Origin of the sequence: Rhizobium sp. Root483D2 (assembly GCF_001426685.1) — a bacterium.
In the GTDB taxonomy this organism is placed as follows: Bacteria; Pseudomonadota; Alphaproteobacteria; order Rhizobiales; family Rhizobiaceae; genus Pararhizobium; species Pararhizobium qamdonense.
In genome coordinates, this window is the sequence record NZ_LMFB01000008.1 from 47559 (window position 1) to 63779 (window position 16221).

The following is a 16221-nucleotide window of genomic DNA, read 5'->3' on the forward strand; positions in this document are numbered from 1 at the left end:
GCCGGATGGAACACTCCATTCCGGCTGAAAGGGCTTTTTCGGCCGCTAAAACCAGCAAAGCCAGGCGCTGGATACCAAGCGTTAACTATATGCTTTGTAAATCAGAATCACCAACATGGAGAACCGCCTGATGAGTGCTGCGTTGAAGGATGTGCGTTTTTCGGAAACGGAAGAACGGGTCGTACCGTTTCCCCTGTCGGGACAGGCCAGCACCATCAGACGCTGCGCGCGCGAGCTTGAAAACGTCCATGGCGAGGAAGCTCTGCAATATTGGAAAAGAGAATGCCGCGCACTGGCCGAACGCCTGAGCAATCTCGGCGTCGGTGAAGACGCTGTCCGCAATCAGGTCCTGTCGTTCCAGACGGAGGTCCAGGTCGAGATGATGCGGCGTTATTCGGACCGTCTGGCAGCTGAGGCGCAGGACGGCTACACGCTCAATTCCTGATCAGTCTCTCCGGTCGGAAACATCAAGACTTCGATGCCTTGGGTCAGGGCATAGAAAAGGGCAGCCGGGCTGCCCTTTTGCAATTGTAACAAGCCGGTTATGTCTTCTTTTTCTTGAACACCGCGTAATATTCGTCTGCCATGGCGCGCAGCGAACGGCCGATCGCCGCATATTCGAATTCATTGAGATTGGCGAGCGAGGCGCGTCCGGCCGGTTGCTGGGTGCCAAAGCCGCGGCCGGGGAGGAGCACGATCCCCGTCTCGTCGGCAATGCGGAACAGCAGTTCGTTGGTGGAGAATTCCGCCTTGACCCATTTTGCAAATTCCGCGCCGTAAAGTTTCAGCGCAATCTCTTCCAGGTCGAGCAAGGTATAGTAATCGACCGAATTCGGGTTGTCGGTGACAGGAATTCCGAGTTCGCGGTAAAGTGCGGCCTCACGGTTGCGGATCACCTTCTTTAAGGTCGATTTGTAGACATCGTTCTCGTCCATCAGCGCAAACAGCGAGAACAGGACCATCTGCACCTGCTGCGGCGTCGATAGGCCGGCGGTATGATTGAGCGCAACGGTGCGGCTGTCGGCCACCAGCCGGTCGATGAATTTCAGCGAGCTGACATCCGGCAGCAGAGAGCCATAGCGGCGGTCCAGCGCGGTCTTGGTCGTCTTGGGCAATTCCCGCAGCTTGCCATCGAGGATATTGTTCTGGTGGGTGGCAATCACGCCGAGGCGCCAGCCGGTCGCGCCAAAATATTTCGAGAACGAATAGACCAGGATGGTGTTGTTCGGGCAAATGGCAAACAGCGAGCGGAAGTCATCGGCGAAGGTGCCGTAGACGTCATCGGTCAGGATGATCAGGTCCGGGCGGTGGTTCTTGACGATATCGGCGAGCTTGTTGAGGCTGCGGTCGTCGAGTTTCACCGACGGCGGGTTGCTGGGGTTGATGCAGAAGAACACCTTGATGTCAGGGTCCTTCAGCTTTTCCAGTTCCTCGTCGGTATATTGCCAGCCCTGTTTGGGATCGGCATTGATCGCCACTTCCTTCAGGCCGTATTCGTCCAGTTCCGGAATTTCGATATAGGGCGTGAAGACCGGCATGCCGATCGCCACCTTGTCGCCCTTGGTGACGAGGCCGTTCTGCTTCAGCGTGTTGAAGATATAGGTCATCCCCGCCGTGCCGCCTTCAACGGCGAAGACATCGACGCTACCAGCCGAAAGCGAGCCGCCAATCATCTCCCTGACGATATATTGGCGCACGATCTGCTCGCTGATCTTCAGCATGCGCGGCGGGACGGGATAGTTGCAGCCGAGAATGCCTTCGACCATTTCATGCAGGAATTGCGAGCCGGAGAGACCAAGCTGGTCGCGGACATAGCTGAGCGACCGCTGCAGGAAGGCAACGCCGGCCTGATCGCGGTTCTCGGTCGTGAAACGCTCGAAGCGCGCCTCGATGCCTTCGATATTGGGTAGGCCGCCGATCCATTTCTGCATGTAGGAATAGGACAGCTCGGACTCCGCAGCGGCAAAAAGCCCGAGCCGGAAGAAGGCGCGGCGTGGCAGGGTGGCCATGAAATTCGGATTGCCGCGCCCGGCATTCAGCATGGTCCGGTTTTCCTTGGCCGAAGCCAGCTTGATCAGTTCGTCCTTGAGCTCGAACGGGCTCAGTTTGGCGAAGCTGCTATAGTCGGTCATAGGTTCACTCCTTGCTAAGTCACAGGATCAGACGAAGGCGACGACGAGCGGGCCAAGCAGTGTCAGGAAGACGTTGGCGAGCGCGTAGGTAATGGCGAAGGGTGTGGTGGGGACGGTATTTCCTGCCTTGTCGAGGATTTCGCCAAAGGCGGGATTGGCGCTGCGTGAGCCGGAAAGCGCACCGGCGAAGATGGCGGTATTGTCGTAGCGCAGGATGTAGCGGCCGACGAGCATGGTGATGATCAGCGGCAGGATGGTGACGACGACGCCGATCAGGAAGATCGACATGCCGTTTGCCGCGATCGTGTGCACGGCCTGTTGACCGGATTGCAGCCCGACGACAGCGACGAAGCCGGCAAGGCCGAGATCGCGCAGCAATGTCGAGGCGGCCGTCGGCATATTGCCGAGCGTCATGTTTCGGCTGCGGTACCAGCCGAAGGCGAGGCCTGCGAGCAGCGCGCCGCCGCCGCTGCCGAGCGTCAGCGGAATGGAGCCGATGCGGATGACCGCAAGGCCGATCAGCAAACCGATGACGATACCCAGCCCATGGAAGACGAAATCGGTCTTGTCGCTGGGGGTGATCACGGTGCCCACCCGCTTGGCGATGCGCTGCAGGTCTTCCTGCAATCCGTGCACGGTGACGAGGTCACCCGCCTCGATGCGGGTATCGGCTACGAGCGTCAGCGGGTTGCCGCCGCGCTTGACCTGGAGCACGAAGACGCCGTGGCGCAACTCCTTGGTCGCCTCGATGATCTCGGCAACCGTTTTGCCGGCAAACTCCTTGTTGCCGACGACGACATCCCGCGTCGCCACGACCATGTCCATGCCGTCGGAAGATTGGGTTTCAGGCCCGATCGTGTCTGCCATGCCGACCACGCCTGCGCGGCGGCCGACAACGAGAACAATGTCGTCGGTTTGCAATTTGAGATCGGGTTCGACGCCGATGATGGCGCCCGCGCGCTTTACCCGCTCGATGGCAAGTGCTGCTCCGGTTGCGCTCCTTTCGATTTCCGCGATCGTGCGCCCAGCAGCCTGGCGAACCTGGAACAGCCGTCCGACGAGATCGGGAAGGGCAGGGGTTTCCCCAGGTCCATAGACCTTGGCGCCCGCCAGCATCTCGGCCTCGGCCTTGACCGCCTCGTCCCGGATGCTGCGGCCCATGAACCAGGGCAGGATGTTGACGCAGACGATGATCGCCCCGAAGGAGCCGAAAATATAGGTGACGGCATAGCCGATCGCGACATTGGCCTGCAGGCGTTGCGTTTCGTCAGCGGCAAGGCCGAGCTTGCCGATGGCTGAACTGGCGGTGCCGATGATCGCCGATTGGGTGAGGCCACCGGCGGCGATGCCGGCTGCAAGTCCCTTGTCGAGACCAAACATCTTGGCGAGCACGACGACGGTCACAAGCCCGCTGATGGCAAGCACGGCAGCCATGACGATTTCACGGATCGACTTGCGTCCAAGCGAGCGGAAGAATTGCGGGCCACTCTCGAAGCCGACGGCGTAAATGAACAGCGCGAAAAGGACGGCCTTGATGCCGTTGTCGATGGTGATGCCGATCTGGCTGAGCACGACTGCAACCAGAAGCGAGCCGGCGACACCGCCGAGCTGGAATTTTCCGAATTGGAACTTGCCGATCCAATATCCACCGGCCAGGGAAAGAAACAGAGCAATTTCAGGAGATTGTTGAAAAATCGACTGCAGGAATGACATAGGCCCCTCCGGATCAATGCTGCTTGTGCGCCATAATTTGATCAGAAACGAGGGTTGCGGCGGGGTCAATAAAAAACTTGCGCGGGAAGATTAACGCAGTTCAGCTTTTGTGCAGATTTGAGACTCATTGCCAAAAAAACGAAAACGCCCGGCATTTTCGCCGGGCGTTCATTCTGCAGGACCTGAGGGAGGATCTACATGTCCTGCGGAAGCGGTGTGATCAGACCGTTACTTGCCAGCGTCGAGGCGGTCGATTGCCTCGACATTGCCTGCCGACGAGCCGTTCGGATCGAATTCGGATTCCAGCCACTTATCGACGATGGCCTTGGCCAGTTCCGGGCCGATGACGCGGGCGCCCATGGTGATGATCTGGGCATTGTTGGATTTGGCGGCGCGTTCTGCCGAATAGGTATCATGGGTGAGGGCGGCGCGGATGCCCGGCACCTTGTTGGCAGAGATCGAGACGCCAATGCCGGTCCCGCAGATGAGGATACCACGGTCGTTCTGACCGTTGACGATGGTTTCGGCCAAACCCTTGGACAGGTCGGCATAAAAGCCGGACTGGCTGAGATTGGAGACTTCAAGGCCGCTCTTGGTGGCGAGATGGGCTTCGATGATGTCGAGAAGCGGCTTGCCCGCGCTGTCGGCGCCGATTGCGATTTTCATGGCTTTAATCCTTCCGTTGACTGTTGTTTCAGAGCGCCGATGCGACGCGTTTGAGGATGTCGAGATAGCCTGAGACGTCCCAGGCCGAGCGGCCGATGAACAGGCCGTCAATATGTGGTTTGGCAATCAGCTCCTCGCAATTGCCGGGATTGACGCTGCCGCCGTAGAGAACCGGAACGGAAACGCCCAGGCTTGCCTTCGCCCATTCGGCAATCTCCGCATGACGTTCATCGGCATAATCGGCAGAGGCCGGAATGCCGTTGACGCCGATCGCCCAGACCGGCTCATAGGCCAGAAGCACCGGCTTTACCTTGTCAGCGCCGTCGAGCAGCGCGAGCGCGCCTTCGACCTGGCGGCGCAGGACCGTAGTGGCTTGGCCGGCCTCGCGCTCGGCCAGCGTTTCGCCGATGCAGATGAGCGGGATCAGGCCGTGCCGGACGGCAGCGGCCGTCTTCAGGCCGACCGTGCGGTCCGTCTCGCCGAAATGCTCGCGCCGCTCGCTATGGCCGAGCTCGACGATATCGAGATTGCAATCCTTCAGCATGACCGGCGAGATTTCGCCGGTCCAGGCGCCGGCATCATCCCAGTGCATGTTCTGCGCGCCGACCTTGACGCTGGTTGCGGCAAGCCGCTCCTTCACCTGACGCGTGGCCGTGAACGGCGGGATGACGAAACGCTGGACGCGGTTGTCTCGTTCCGCATCAGCCTCCGCCAGCCCATCGGCAAAGACCATCGCCTCGGCGAGCGTCTTGTTCATCTTCCAGCTGGTTCCAACCCAGACGGATGTCTTTGTCATCGTGTTTCCTCCGCGGTCTTTCCGCTGATCTTGTGAAGCTTGATCCCGGCTTCCTTGAGGCCTTGCTCGAAGGACGGTTCGATTTCGGCGCCGGTCAGCACCATGCCGAATGCATCGAGCCCAGTCAGAAAGTGCAGGGCGGATTTGCCGAACTTGCCGTGATCGACGAGCAGAACGCTGCGTGCCGCCGACTGCATCATCTGCCGCTTGGTCTGGACCACTTCCTGATCCTGATGAAACGCGGATGCGCCATGAATGGCCGAGCTGGACAGGAATGCCATATCGGCGCGCAGCGAGCGCAGGGCCTCCTCCGTGGTGATGCCGAAGAAGCCGTTGAACTTTTTCGAATACTGGCCGCCGAGCGAGATCACATCGATGCCGGCGACCGTTGCCAGCTTGTTGATCACGCCGAGATTGTTGGTGATCACCGTCAGCGGCCGGATCTCCTTGAGATAATCGGCAACGCCGCCTGCCGTCGATCCATCGTCGATGATGATGATCTGGCCCGGTTCGATCAGCGAGGCGGCATGCTGTGCCAGCCGCCGCTTTTCCTCCGCTGCAATCTTCTCGCGATAACGGAAATCGCTTTCGAACTGCGGGCTCGACTGGATAGAGGCCCCGCCATGCACCTTGCGCAGAAGGCCTGCCTGTTCGAGGTCATCGAGATCGCGGTGCACGGTCATCTTGCTGACGGCAAAACGGCCGGCCAGATCCTCGACCGAAGCCGAGCCCGTTTCCATCAGGATATCCATGATCGCCTGGCGCCGGTCTTCGGGCTTCATCGGGATGCTTTCGCGTGGCCTATTCACCCGTGAGATATAACGATATCTGTGAGAATTTCAACTGTATAAATGGTATTTTGTGATATTTTAATGTTACAATGTGATGTTTACGGACGGCGCTGCGGCGTCCGATCAGGGCTGGCCGGTTTTTACGGCTTGAGGGAAATTGCTTTGTTGCATCAGCCTGTTGCGGCAGGGGCGAATGCCGTGCCATGACTGTTGCGGAGAACCGGACGCAGTGCCGGAGCGGGAGAGACCATTCATGACCAAGACCGACATCGCTCGCCGGGTCTATAACAACGCCTGGAAACTCGATCCGGTCGTGCGCAGCCTGCTCGACACGGATTTCTACAAACTCCTGATGCTGCAGATGATCTGGCGGCTCTATCCGGATGTCGATGCGACCTTCTCGGTGATCAACCGGACGAAAACGGTTCTCTTGACCGACGAGATCGACGAGCAGGAACTGCGCGAGCAACTGGATTATGTCCGCGGCCTGCGGTTTACCAAGAAGGAAATGATCTGGCTCGCCGGCAACACCTTCTATGGCCGCAAGCAGATCTTCGCGCCGGATTTCCTCGCCTGGCTCGCCGATTTCCAGCTGCCGGACTACGAGCTTTCGCGCAAGCACGGTCAGTATGAATTGACCTTTCCCGGCAAGTGGACCCACACCTCCATGTGGGAGATCCCGGCGCTGGCGATCATCAACGAGCTGCGCTCCCGCACGGCGATGAAGGATATGGGGCCATTTGCGCTGGATGTGCTCTATGCTCGCGCCAAAGCCAAGATGTGGTCCAAGGTCGAGCAGTTGAAGACCCATCCAGACCTGCGGATTTCCGATTTCGGCACGCGCCGTCGCCACAGCTTCCTGTGGCAGCGCTGGTGCGTCGAGGCGCTGAAGGAAGGCATCGGCAAATCCTTTTCCGGCACCAGCAACGTGCTTCTGGCCATGGATACCGATCTGGAAGCGCTCGGCACCAACGCCCACGAACTGCCGATGGTGGCGGCAGCGCTTGCCCGCACCGATGCAGAGCTTGGGGCGGCACCCTACAAGGTTCTGCAGGACTGGAACCAGCTTTACGGCGGCAACCTTCTGATCGTCCTGCCGGACGCCTTCGGCACGGCGGCATTCCTGCGCAATGCGCCCGACTGGGTCGCCGACTGGACCGGTTTCCGGCCGGACAGCGCGCCGCCGATCGAGGGCGGCGAAAAGATCATTGCCTGGTGGAAGAAGATGGGACGCGACCCCAAGGAAAAACTGCTGATCTTTTCCGACGGCCTGGATGTCGAAACGATCCTGGAAACCTACGAGCATTTTCAGGGACGCGTGCGCATGAGCTTCGGCTGGGGCACCAACCTGACCAATGATTTTGCCGGATGCGCGCCGACCCAGATCAGCGGCCTCAACCCGATTTCCATCGTCTGCAAGGTGATCGATGCCGACGGCCATCCAGCGGTCAAACTGTCGGACAATCCCCGCAAGGCGACGGGTGAGCCTTCCGAGGTCGAACGCTATCTCAAGTACTTCGGAACGGAAGATTTTGCCGAGCTGGCCGTCAAGGTCTGAGCGGCAACCCTTCATAACGAAAAACCCAGCCGGCGGAGGTGCCCGGCTGGGTTTGCGTGCGCATTCTTGGGGGATGCGCCGGGAGAACTTTAGTTCCGTTACGCGCTCATGCGGAGGCAGTCGGAGCGCGAAGCGAGCGGGTGTACCATCGACAGCAGGCGGCGCTTGGGCGCTGCAAGCAGGTTGGTCGTATGATTTTTGGCGCTCACCGTTCCCGGCTGCATTTCGCGCAGCGCGCTGGCAGCGGAGTAGAGGAGCGTTTTCATTTCATTGGTCGTGACGCCGTCCGCACGCATGACGGCACGGATCATCGGGTCTGTCAGGACCTCGTGGATCGTCAGATCGCTGTTTGCCTGGTGCATTGGGGTATTCCTTCGGGTTCGTCGTCTTTTCCGGCGGGCGGGTCCCATCCGGTGTCTCAAACTTGACATCGTTTTCATGTGGTGTTACCAGTAAGTAACACCTGAATAGTTACCGACCGGTCACACCTATGTCAAGAAGCTTTGCCGATAAAAATTCGAAATCCGTATCGTCTCCGAAACCGGCCGATGTAAGGCTGGAAAAAGGTGACTGTGTGCAGGCGCGTCCGGCGCCGCGGGACCGTATCGTTTCAACGGCTTGTGAGCTGTTCCGGCAACACGGCATCCGCGGTATTGGCGTCGATGCGATCGCCGAGGCGGCCGAGACCAACAAGATGACGCTGTACCGTCATTTCGGCTCGAAGGACGACCTGATTTGCGAGACACTCAGGTTCACATCCGACAAAGCGGCGGCCTTCTGGGACCAGCTCGAAGCCGACCATCCCAAGGATCCGATGGCGCAGCTGCAGAGCTGGGTGAAAGCCCGGGCACAATGTCTGGCCGATAACAAATATGGTTGCGACCTGGCCAATGCCGCCGTCGAACTGAAAGAGCAGGGGCATCCGGCCCATGTGGTGATCGAGAACTTCAAGCTTGCGCAACGCCGCCGTCTCGAACAGCTCTGTCGCGATGCCGGCGTCAGCGAACCGGAGCTGCTATCCGACACGCTGTCGATGCTGATGGAGGGCGCGCAGGTGAGCAAGCTTGCCACCGGCAGCGAAGGCCCGTCGATGCGGTTCATGCGGGCTTGCGAAGCGGCCATCGCCTCGTTCCGCCAGCCGGCAAAGGTAGCTGCCGAAACAGTCGCCTGAATTCACAGCTGCCTAGTGGCATGTCGGATATTGCTCGCATAGGCTGATTGTTGTCACCCTCGAAGCTTTCGATGGAACAATAAGGCCCCGTGCCCATTTACTCATTGATTGAAAGCGCAGCCTTTGCGCCTTTAGCCGCAGCCCTGCGGCGCACGCCAACGAGAAGGACAGCATGTCCCCCATACAGGACTTCACCGTCACTCCGGACCCTGCAGATTGGTGGACAGCCCATCGTGGCTCCTCGCCGATCGTCGGCACGGCCATCCACAACGGCCATCATATCCGCAACGCGCTTGGAGACCATCTTGGTCTCAGCGACGCGGAGCGGCTGCGTGAGGAAGACCCGTTCACCGAATTTTTCATCCGCGACCTGCCAAACCGCATCGTCTTTCATCGCTCCCGTTTCGAAATCGATCTCAACCGGGCGCGTGACGGCGCAATCTATCTGACTCCGGAACAGGCTTGGGGTTTGAAGGTCTGGTCAAGGCCGCTGCCGGAGGACGCGATTGCGGCCTCGCTTGGCGTACATGATGCCTATTATGCGATGCTGGAGAATTATTTTCGCGGCGTCGAACAGCAGTTCGGCTCCTTCGTTGTACTCGACATGCACAGCTACAATCACCGCCGCGACGGGGCGGACGGCCCTGAAATGCCGTTCGAAAAGGCGCCACAGATCAACATTGGCACATCTTCAATGGACCGCGAGCGCTGGGCGGACGTGCTCGATCCCTTCATCGAACAGCTGCGCCGCTTCCGGTTTCGTGGCGAGCCGATGGATGTGCGTGAAAACATCGCCTTTCAGGGCAAGGGCGAGCAGACCCGTTTCGTGCATGAGCGGTTTCCCGAAACCGGATGTGCCATCGCCATCGAGTTCAAGAAATTCTTCATGGACGAATGGACCGGGGAACCGGACCTTGAGGCGCTGGCCGCGATGCGCGAAATGATCCGCCAGTCGCTTCCTGTCCTTTTGGAAAGCCTGCGAGCGCGGCCATGACCAGCCCGCACCGCAAACAGCCGCAGGCGGCAAGCCGTCATCCGCAATGGCTGGAAGACATCCTCGATTGCATCCGCACGGACAAATCGGTCCGCAAGGATTTTGACAATGGCGGCCGCTTGCATATCGACCGGCCTCTGCCTTTTCTCTCCGTTCATATTGCCAAGGGCAGGGAAGATCTGGCGGCGCGCGATATCGCTGCAGCCAATGCGTCCTATCTGATCGTCGAGGATATCAGCGAGGCGCTGCCGATCATCCTGGCTGTCGGCGGTGTGCTGCGCGACCGTTTCGGGGCGTTTCTGCTTCTGGATATCGATGAGTTCGATCATGACACGCTGATCACCGACGACGCTCCCTATCTGCCGCCCTTTGAGATCGGCATCGCCGCGACCGGCGACCCGGCAGCGCAGAAGGCTGGTTCGGCTTTGGCTGAGGGTGCCGATGTCGGCGAAGTCAAGTTCCGCACTCCGCATGTCAACCGGTTCGACCTGGAGGCCGACGCTCAAGCGGCAGCGCTCGCAGCGCAAACCTGCTTCCCGCTGGTTGCCGTCCGCTTTGCACCGATCTACCAGGCGCCGGAATCCGGCAATATCTACCCCGATCTGCGTGAACGCCTCGTTGCCAATATCTTTGATGCCGGACTAAAGGCTTTCGCAGCCTTTGTCGGCGTGACCCAGAGCCTGAAGCTGACCACACACCGGGCGCTCGGCCGCAAGGCTTTCGTCGATGCCGTCAGCCGCGCCGACCGCAGCATGGATGAAGTGGCCTCGAGCTTCGATTTCTTGCTGGCGGTCACGCCGATCAACACGGACGCCGCCTGGAAGGCGTTCAAGGCGGCAAAGTTCAAGCAGGAACCGCAGTTTCTCTACCGGCCGCTGTCGGTGCAGGTCGAGGCAGAAAAACGCAAGCTCTTCTCCGTCGCATTCGATCGCTTCGAGGATCCGGTTCTCTACCATCTCTACCGTGAGAAACAGCAGGAACTGGACCTCCAGCTGTCCTTGATCTCCGCCCGCGAAACCAGCCGCTTCGTCGAATATGGCCGCGCGCTCTATGGTCCGGTCGAGCTTCCGCTCCACCGGGCCGCCACCGATATCCTCGTAAAGACGGCTTCGTTTGCCGACGATGGCGATGATGTCGAGGACGATCCGCAGACTGCCGATTGCGAAGAGGTCGCTGGGGCCGCGCGCGCCATGATCGGCGATTATCACCGGCAATATCCGGATTTTGCAGCGGAAATCGAGCTACGCGACGACCTGCCGTCCGGCCTTATGGTGTCAGGCGAACGCCTGCTCATCTCCCGCCAGACCCTGATGCCGAAGGCACGGGTGCATGCGCTGCTGAGCCACGAGATCGGCGTGCATCTCCTCACCTATTTCAACGGCTCGGCACAGGGGCTGCGGCTCTTCCGCTCCGGTCTGGCCGGTTATGAGGGCATGCAGGAAGGTCTTGCAGTCTTTTCCGAATATATGGCCGGCGGCATGACGGTCGGGCGATTGCGCCTGATTGCCGCCAGGGTCGTTGCCTGTGCGGCGATGCTGGAGGGGCGGCCGTTTACCGGCACTTACGCCATGCTCGTCGATGAACACCGGTTTGGACCGGTTGCTGCCTTTCATCTCGCCATGCGAATCTATCGCGGCGGCGGCCTGGCCAAGGATGCGATCTATCTGCGTGGCCTGTTGGAACTGCTTGGCCATCTGAAAACGGGCGGCGCCCTCGACCCGTTCTGGATGGGCAAGATTTCCGCGTCGCATTTCCGGGTGATGCAGGAATTGAGCCTGCGCGGCCTGCTCAAGGCGCCCGTCATCCGCCCTGCCTTTCTCACCCATCCGCAAGCACAAGCCCGCCTGGACAAGGCGCGGGCAGGACTGAACCCCCTGGATATGATCATCAGTTAGGAGCCACCATGCGCGTCGCATTTTTCGTCAATTCGATCGAAAGCGAGGAACCTCATTTTACCACGACTGGGTTGGCGATGGCAGCGCTCGCGCGTGGCCACGACGTCTGTTACATCGCGCCGGGCGATTTCGTCCTGCGTGCCGATGACAGCCTGATGGTACGGGCAACCACCGTTGCCGCAGGAAAATACAAGAATGCGCAGGCATTCCACGAGGGATTCCAGGGCAAGAATGCCAAGGTCCAGACGATCGACGTTCGCGAGGTCGATGTCATCTTCCTGCGCAACGACCCGTCGCTGGATTCCGACGACCGGCCATGGGCCGCGCATATCGGCGCCATGTTCGGACGCCTTGCCAGCGAACGCGGCTCGATCGTCGTCAACGACCCGGCTGGCCTGGCACTTGCGCAGAATAAACTTTATTTCCAGGGCTTTCCCGAGGCCGTGCGTCCGGAGACTTTGATCTCCAAGAGTATCGAGGAAATCCGCGCCTTCATTGCCGACCATCGCAAGGGCGTGATCCTCAAGCCGCTGCAGGGCTCGGGTGGCAAGAACGTCTTCAAGATTGCCACCCCCGACGATGCCAATCTCAACCAGATTTTCGAGGCGGTGAGTGGCGAAGGGTACCTGATCGCGCAGGGCTATCTGCCCGAAGCCAAGGCCGGTGATATCCGTTTCTTCATGATGAACGGCAAGCCGCTGCAGCGCGACGGCGCCTATGCCGCCTTCCGCCGTGTTCCGGCCAAGGGCGAAGTGCGCTCCAACATGCATGCGGCCGGTACGGCAGAAGCGGTTAAGATCACCGATGACATCCTGGCCGTTGCCGAGATGGTGCGCCCCAAGCTGATCGAAGACGGCATGTTCCTGGTCGGCCTCGACATTGTCGGCGACAAGATCCTCGAGATCAACGTCTTCACGCCGGGCGGAATTCCAGACATCGCCGCCATGCACAAGGTGGACTTTTCCGAGGATATTATCGAGGCCCTGGAGAAGAAGGCCGCCATCCGCAAAGCCTATGGCGGCACCATGTCGAACCGGGCGCTCGCAACGCTATAGCAGTTGGTTCCGTTCGCAGATGCTCCAGGCTGTTTTTGCTGATCATCTGTGCTATCGCGGGCGGCCTCAACGATTGGAAGCGCCGTGATACCCTGGACCCTCATTGACACAGCGATCATGCCCGATGGCGGCGGCGAGCTGCGGCTGAAGCAGCGCGGAACCGAATTTTCGATTATGCTCGGCACGATCGAACTTATGAACAGCCGGTTGAGCGGCTCTGAGGAGGCGTTGGCTCGTCTTTCCCATGAGCGTATCCGCACCCATTCAAAACCGCATATGCTGATCGGCGGGCTCGGCATGGGCTTTACGCTGCGCGCTGCCCTCGTCGAACTGCCGCTGGATGCCCGGATCACGGTGGGCGAACTGGTGCCTGCCGTCGTTGCCTGGGCGCGCGGGCCGATGGCGGCGGTGTTTGCCGGCTGTGTGGATGATGCAAGGGTAACGATCCGCGAAGGCGATGTCGGCCGCCTCATTCAGTCGGCAACCGGAGACTATGACGCGATCCTTCTCGACGTTGATAACGGGCCGGAGGGACTGACCCGCAGGGCAAACGACGATCTCTACAGCGTCGCCGGGCTACGCGAGGCGCGCAAGGCGCTCAGGCCCAACGGTGTTTTGTCCGTCTGGTCGTCAGCGCCCGATGCCGCCTTCACGCGCAGGCTGAAGCAGGCCGGCTTCGTGGTCGAGGAATTGTCGGTGCGCGCCAGCACCAAGGGCCGTGGCGCGCGCCATGTCATCTGGATGGCCACGAAAAAGGTGGCCTGACGCTCTTTCCGTCAGAGGCCTTCGCGTTCCAGGAGGATACGCACTTCATCGAACCGGCGCTTGTTTTCCTCGTTCTTTTCATCGGCGGAATAGCAGGTGCTCGACAGGCAGAACTTTTTCAGCCGGAACGGTGCCGTGGCGCTCTCGAACTGGCATTCGATCGTATCGACCATGTCCTTCTTTTCGACGCCGTCGCGGGTCGAATAGGTCATGCGCGCGCCTGGCGGCTTGAGTTCGGGAAAGGACTGAACGACGCCGGTGTGCAGGGTCTCGGTCATCAGCAGATTCTTGGCGACCTTCACGCACATATCTTCAACCTTCACCGTCTGTGCAGCAGCCGGGGAGGCCAGCAGCACCAAGGCAAGCACGAATTTTTTCATGATAAACTCCTGAAACGCCGGCCCCCATGCCGGTGCGCCGGTCATAACGGTTATGAGCGCTTTTGGTTCCATAGCCTTGCGAGAAAACGCGTTTCGCTGGTTGTGGTTTGATGCCGGCGCACGTCACGCACCGTCATCGCAGAACAGTTTTTCAAACCGCGTCTGGCACCTGGTCTTACGGCGTGTCATTCTGCTTTGACGCGAGGTTTGATCGTGGCGGATATTGAACGCGATATGTTGGTCTTAAACGGTGTTCCCTGGGAACCAAGCGCTCGCGCACAAGTTTCTATGTGGCCATTTCGACAAGGGTAAAAATAGATGACGGAGATCAGTGAAGACGACATCAGATTGCGAGCCTATGCCCTTTGGGAATCCAATGGCCGCCCTGCTGGAAGTCATGATGTGCATTGGCTGCAGGCCCTGCGGGAACTGACGGAGGAAGCTGGCGCTTCAGGCGGCGATACTCCGAAAAAGAAAGCCAAGGCCGTCAAACCAAAAGCCGCTGTCCCCGAAGAACCAGTCAAACCGGCTGCCCGCAAGCGCAGCAAAACTACATAATTCTTTGAAAGCTCTCCTCTCGCTGCTTCGGTTTTACGTCAGCATCTAAAAACATGCGGGAGTGAACGAAAATCAGAGCACGTCCATCGCTTTATTTTGCGATGCAAAAACTTTTTGCGCTTGCGATGCGCTTTTCGGGGGACATCGTCATCGCTTTGCAACATCATGTCTTTGCGGCCTGCGTCGTGTCGCAGCTGCGTCGTTAATAACCGGTGATCCAAGGCCGGTGCTACAAGGAACGTGACCTGCGTGAAGATACTATCGGTGACGTCGGAAGTCTTTCCATTGATCAAGACCGGCGGGCTTGCAGATGTGACAGGCTCGCTGCCCAAGGCCCTGGAGGGCTATAATTGCTATACGCGCACGCTGGTGCCTGGCTACCCGCAACTGTTTTCGAAGCTTCCCGACGCCCGCCAGATCTATTTCTTCCCTGACCTGTTCGGCGCTCCTGCCTCGTTGCTTGAAGCGCGCTATGAACAGCTCGATCTTTTAATCCTCGATGCGCCTTCCCTCTACAACCGGCCAGGCGGTCCTTATCTCGACGAAACCGGCCACGATCATCCCGACAACTGGAAACGGTTTGCCGTCCTGTCTTATGTGGCATCGGCCATTGCCGGCGGGTTGCTGGCCAACTGGTCTCCCGATGTCGTTCACACCCATGACTGGCAGACCGCGCTGACCTCGGTTTACATGCACTATTCCAGCAATGCCCGGAAGGTTCCAAGCGTCCTGACGATCCACAACCTGGCATTCCAGGGACAGTTCCCGACTTCGGTCGTCAACCAGATCGGCCTGCCGCCGGAAGCAATCTCCCTCGATTGCCTCGAATATTACGGCGATGTCAGCTATCTGAAGGGCGGCATCCGTACCGCCAGCGCCATCACGACGGTGAGCCCCACCTATGCGCGTGAAGTCATCGGTCCGGAACTCGGCATGGGCATGGAAGGGGCGCTGAGCTCGCGTCCGCGCACCTTGACCGGGATCGTCAACGGCATCGACATGGATATCTGGAACCCGGCCACGGATGCCTACCTGCCTGTCAATTACGATCACAAGAGGATCAGGCAGCGGGGACAGAACCGCGCAAAACTCCTGGAGACCTTTCGCCTCGACGATGGCCCCGGACCCGTCTTTGCCGCCGTAACCCGGCTGACATGGCAAAAAGGCGGTGACATGCTGGCGGAGGTGGCAGAAGAAATCGCAGCGCTGGGCGGCCGTCTGATCGTGCTGGGCAAGGGTGAGGAACATATCGAGACGGCGCTTCTGGCGACTGCCGGCCGGCATCCCGATCGCATCGGCGTGCGTGTCGGCTATGACGAGGCGACGGCACATCTCATCCACGGTGGCAGCGATGTCATCATCCAGCCATCGCGCTTTGAGCCTTGCGGGCTTACCCAGCTCTATGCTCTGCGGTACGGTGCGGTTCCGGTCGTGTCGCGCACCGGCGGCCTGTCGGAAACCATCATCGATGCCAATGACGCGGCGATTTCGGCGCGGGTGGCAACCGGCTTCCAGTTCCATCCGGCAACGGCGGAAAACCTCCGTCTCTCCATCCACCGCGCCTTTGCAGCCTATCGTGAACCGAAGAAATGGGCCCGGCTGCAGAACCAGGGAATGAAGGCCAATTTCTCCTGGGAGCGCAGTGCCGAGCAATATGCGGCACTTTACGCGCAGCTCATTCCGGCCCGCAAGACGCGGTCCGTTCCGCGCGTGAAGGCTGCAGAATAACGGCGCCGCGATGGCGCCG

16 protein-coding genes are annotated in these 16221 nt (G+C 59.8%); 9 read left to right on the plus strand and 7 right to left on the minus strand.

All coding sequences use genetic code 11. From position 1 onward, the window contains the following. Nucleotides 1-130 precede the first annotated feature (130 nt). Nucleotides 131-445, plus strand: coding sequence for a DUF6074 family protein (locus ASD32_RS06140; RefSeq protein ID WP_060637233.1), 315 nt, complete (start codon nucleotides 131-133; stop codon nucleotides 443-445). Nucleotides 446-542: 97 nt separating this feature from the next. On the opposite strand, the gene ASD32_RS06145 is transcribed toward ASD32_RS06140, so the two are convergent. The 5 genes from ASD32_RS06145 to ASD32_RS06165 form a co-directional block, all read right to left on the minus strand. Further along, on the minus strand, nucleotides 543-2132 hold the full coding sequence (locus ASD32_RS06145) for a bifunctional aspartate transaminase/aspartate 4-decarboxylase (RefSeq protein WP_060637139.1): 1590 nt from the start codon (nucleotides 2130-2132) through the stop codon (nucleotides 543-545). Between the two features lie 27 nt (nucleotides 2133-2159). After that, the gene (gene aspT, locus ASD32_RS06150; protein ID WP_060637140.1) at nucleotides 2160-3845 is read right to left on the minus strand and encodes an aspartate-alanine antiporter; all 1686 of its coding nucleotides are present in this window, start codon (nucleotides 3843-3845) and stop codon (nucleotides 2160-2162) included. Between the two features lie 228 nt (nucleotides 3846-4073). After that, nucleotides 4074-4511 (minus strand): RpiB/LacA/LacB family sugar-phosphate isomerase, encoded by a 438-nt coding sequence (locus ASD32_RS06155; RefSeq protein WP_060637141.1) that lies wholly within the window; start codon nucleotides 4509-4511, stop codon nucleotides 4074-4076. Between the two features lie 28 nt (nucleotides 4512-4539). Next, on the minus strand, nucleotides 4540-5307 hold the full coding sequence (locus ASD32_RS06160) for a triose-phosphate isomerase (protein ID WP_060637142.1): 768 nt from the start codon (nucleotides 5305-5307) through the stop codon (nucleotides 4540-4542). Continuing rightward, nucleotides 5304-6089: a DeoR/GlpR family DNA-binding transcription regulator gene (locus tag ASD32_RS06165; protein WP_060637143.1), complete on the minus strand. Its 786-nt coding sequence runs from the start codon at nucleotides 6087-6089 to the stop codon at nucleotides 5304-5306. The genes ASD32_RS06160 and ASD32_RS06165 overlap by 4 nt, the downstream gene beginning before the upstream one ends. 262 nt (nucleotides 6090-6351) lie before the next feature. Between ASD32_RS06165 and pncB the strand changes: the two genes are divergently transcribed. Beyond that, nucleotides 6352-7656, plus strand: coding sequence for a nicotinate phosphoribosyltransferase (gene pncB, locus ASD32_RS06170; RefSeq protein WP_060637144.1), 1305 nt, complete (start codon nucleotides 6352-6354; stop codon nucleotides 7654-7656). Nucleotides 7657-7754: 98 nt separating this feature from the next. Here the strand turns inward: pncB and ASD32_RS06175 are convergent, their stop codons facing one another. Next, nucleotides 7755-8018, minus strand: a complete 264-nt coding sequence (locus tag ASD32_RS06175; RefSeq protein ID WP_060637145.1) for a hypothetical protein — start codon at nucleotides 8016-8018, stop codon at nucleotides 7755-7757. Nucleotides 8019-8146: 128 nt separating this feature from the next. Here ASD32_RS06175 and ASD32_RS06180 point away from each other — a divergent pair, with 128 nt between their 5' ends. The 5 genes from ASD32_RS06180 (at nucleotide 8147) to ASD32_RS06200 (ending at nucleotide 13536) form a co-directional block, all read left to right on the plus strand. Next, nucleotides 8147-8827 carry a TetR/AcrR family transcriptional regulator gene (locus ASD32_RS06180; protein ID WP_060637146.1) on the plus strand — a complete coding sequence of 227 codons (681 nt, stop codon included), beginning with the start codon at nucleotides 8147-8149 and terminating at the stop codon, nucleotides 8825-8827. A gap of 172 nt (nucleotides 8828-8999) precedes the next feature. Next, the gene (locus ASD32_RS06185; protein ID WP_060637147.1) at nucleotides 9000-9821 is read left to right on the plus strand and encodes an N-formylglutamate amidohydrolase; all 822 of its coding nucleotides are present in this window, start codon (nucleotides 9000-9002) and stop codon (nucleotides 9819-9821) included. Continuing rightward, nucleotides 9818-11716: a flavohemoglobin expression-modulating QEGLA motif protein gene (locus tag ASD32_RS06190; protein WP_060637148.1), complete on the plus strand. Its 1899-nt coding sequence runs from the start codon at nucleotides 9818-9820 to the stop codon at nucleotides 11714-11716. Before ASD32_RS06185 ends, ASD32_RS06190 begins: the two co-directional genes overlap by 4 nt. A gap of 8 nt (nucleotides 11717-11724) precedes the next feature. After that, a complete protein-coding gene (locus tag ASD32_RS06195) occupies nucleotides 11725-12771 on the plus strand; it encodes a glutathione synthase (protein WP_060637149.1) in 1047 nt (348 codons plus the stop codon). 84 nt (nucleotides 12772-12855) lie between these two features. Next, on the plus strand, nucleotides 12856-13536 hold the full coding sequence (locus tag ASD32_RS06200) for an MnmC family methyltransferase (RefSeq protein ID WP_060637150.1): 681 nt from the start codon (nucleotides 12856-12858) through the stop codon (nucleotides 13534-13536). 11 nt (nucleotides 13537-13547) lie between these two features. Here ASD32_RS06200 and ASD32_RS06205 read toward each other — a convergent pair whose 3' ends face one another. Continuing rightward, a complete protein-coding gene (locus ASD32_RS06205) occupies nucleotides 13548-13916 on the minus strand; it encodes a hypothetical protein (RefSeq protein WP_060637234.1) in 369 nt (122 codons plus the stop codon). Between the two features lie 318 nt (nucleotides 13917-14234). On the opposite strand from ASD32_RS06205, the gene ASD32_RS06210 reads away from it, so the two are divergent. Continuing rightward, nucleotides 14235-14474: a DUF2934 domain-containing protein gene (locus ASD32_RS06210; RefSeq protein WP_060637151.1), complete on the plus strand. Its 240-nt coding sequence runs from the start codon at nucleotides 14235-14237 to the stop codon at nucleotides 14472-14474. Nucleotides 14475-14723: 249 nt separating this feature from the next. Beyond that, the gene (gene glgA / locus ASD32_RS06215; RefSeq protein ID WP_060637152.1) at nucleotides 14724-16202 is read left to right on the plus strand and encodes a glycogen synthase GlgA; all 1479 of its coding nucleotides are present in this window, start codon (nucleotides 14724-14726) and stop codon (nucleotides 16200-16202) included. The last annotated feature ends 19 nt before the right edge of the window (nucleotides 16203-16221 follow it).

Coding starts and splice junctions, on each gene's coding strand:
- ASD32_RS06180 (WP_060637146.1), top strand. CDS start 8,147: ATGTCAAGAAGCTTTGCCGATAAAAATTCGAAATCCGTATCGTCTCCG.
- ASD32_RS06195 (WP_060637149.1), top strand. CDS start 11,725: ATGCGCGTCGCATTTTTCGTCAATTCGATCGAAAGCGAGGAACCTCAT.
- ASD32_RS06210 (WP_060637151.1), top strand. CDS start 14,235: ATGACGGAGATCAGTGAAGACGACATCAGATTGCGAGCCTATGCCCTT.
- ASD32_RS06185 (WP_060637147.1), top strand. CDS start 9,000: ATGTCCCCCATACAGGACTTCACCGTCACTCCGGACCCTGCAGATTGG.
- ASD32_RS06145 (WP_060637139.1), bottom strand. CDS start 2,132: ATGACCGACTATAGCAGCTTCGCCAAACTGAGCCCGTTCGAGCTCAAG.
- ASD32_RS06140 (WP_060637233.1), top strand. CDS start 131: ATGAGTGCTGCGTTGAAGGATGTGCGTTTTTCGGAAACGGAAGAACGG.
- ASD32_RS06155 (WP_060637141.1), bottom strand. CDS start 4,511: ATGAAAATCGCAATCGGCGCCGACAGCGCGGGCAAGCCGCTTCTCGAC.
- ASD32_RS06190 (WP_060637148.1), top strand. CDS start 9,818: ATGACCAGCCCGCACCGCAAACAGCCGCAGGCGGCAAGCCGTCATCCG.
- ASD32_RS06165 (WP_060637143.1), bottom strand. CDS start 6,089: ATGAAGCCCGAAGACCGGCGCCAGGCGATCATGGATATCCTGATGGAA.
- ASD32_RS06205 (WP_060637234.1), bottom strand. CDS start 13,916: ATGAAAAAATTCGTGCTTGCCTTGGTGCTGCTGGCCTCCCCGGCTGCT.
- aspT (WP_060637140.1), bottom strand. CDS start 3,845: ATGTCATTCCTGCAGTCGATTTTTCAACAATCTCCTGAAATTGCTCTG.
- pncB (WP_060637144.1), top strand. CDS start 6,352: ATGACCAAGACCGACATCGCTCGCCGGGTCTATAACAACGCCTGGAAA.
- ASD32_RS06175 (WP_060637145.1), bottom strand. CDS start 8,018: ATGCACCAGGCAAACAGCGATCTGACGATCCACGAGGTCCTGACAGAC.
- ASD32_RS06160 (WP_060637142.1), bottom strand. CDS start 5,307: ATGACAAAGACATCCGTCTGGGTTGGAACCAGCTGGAAGATGAACAAG.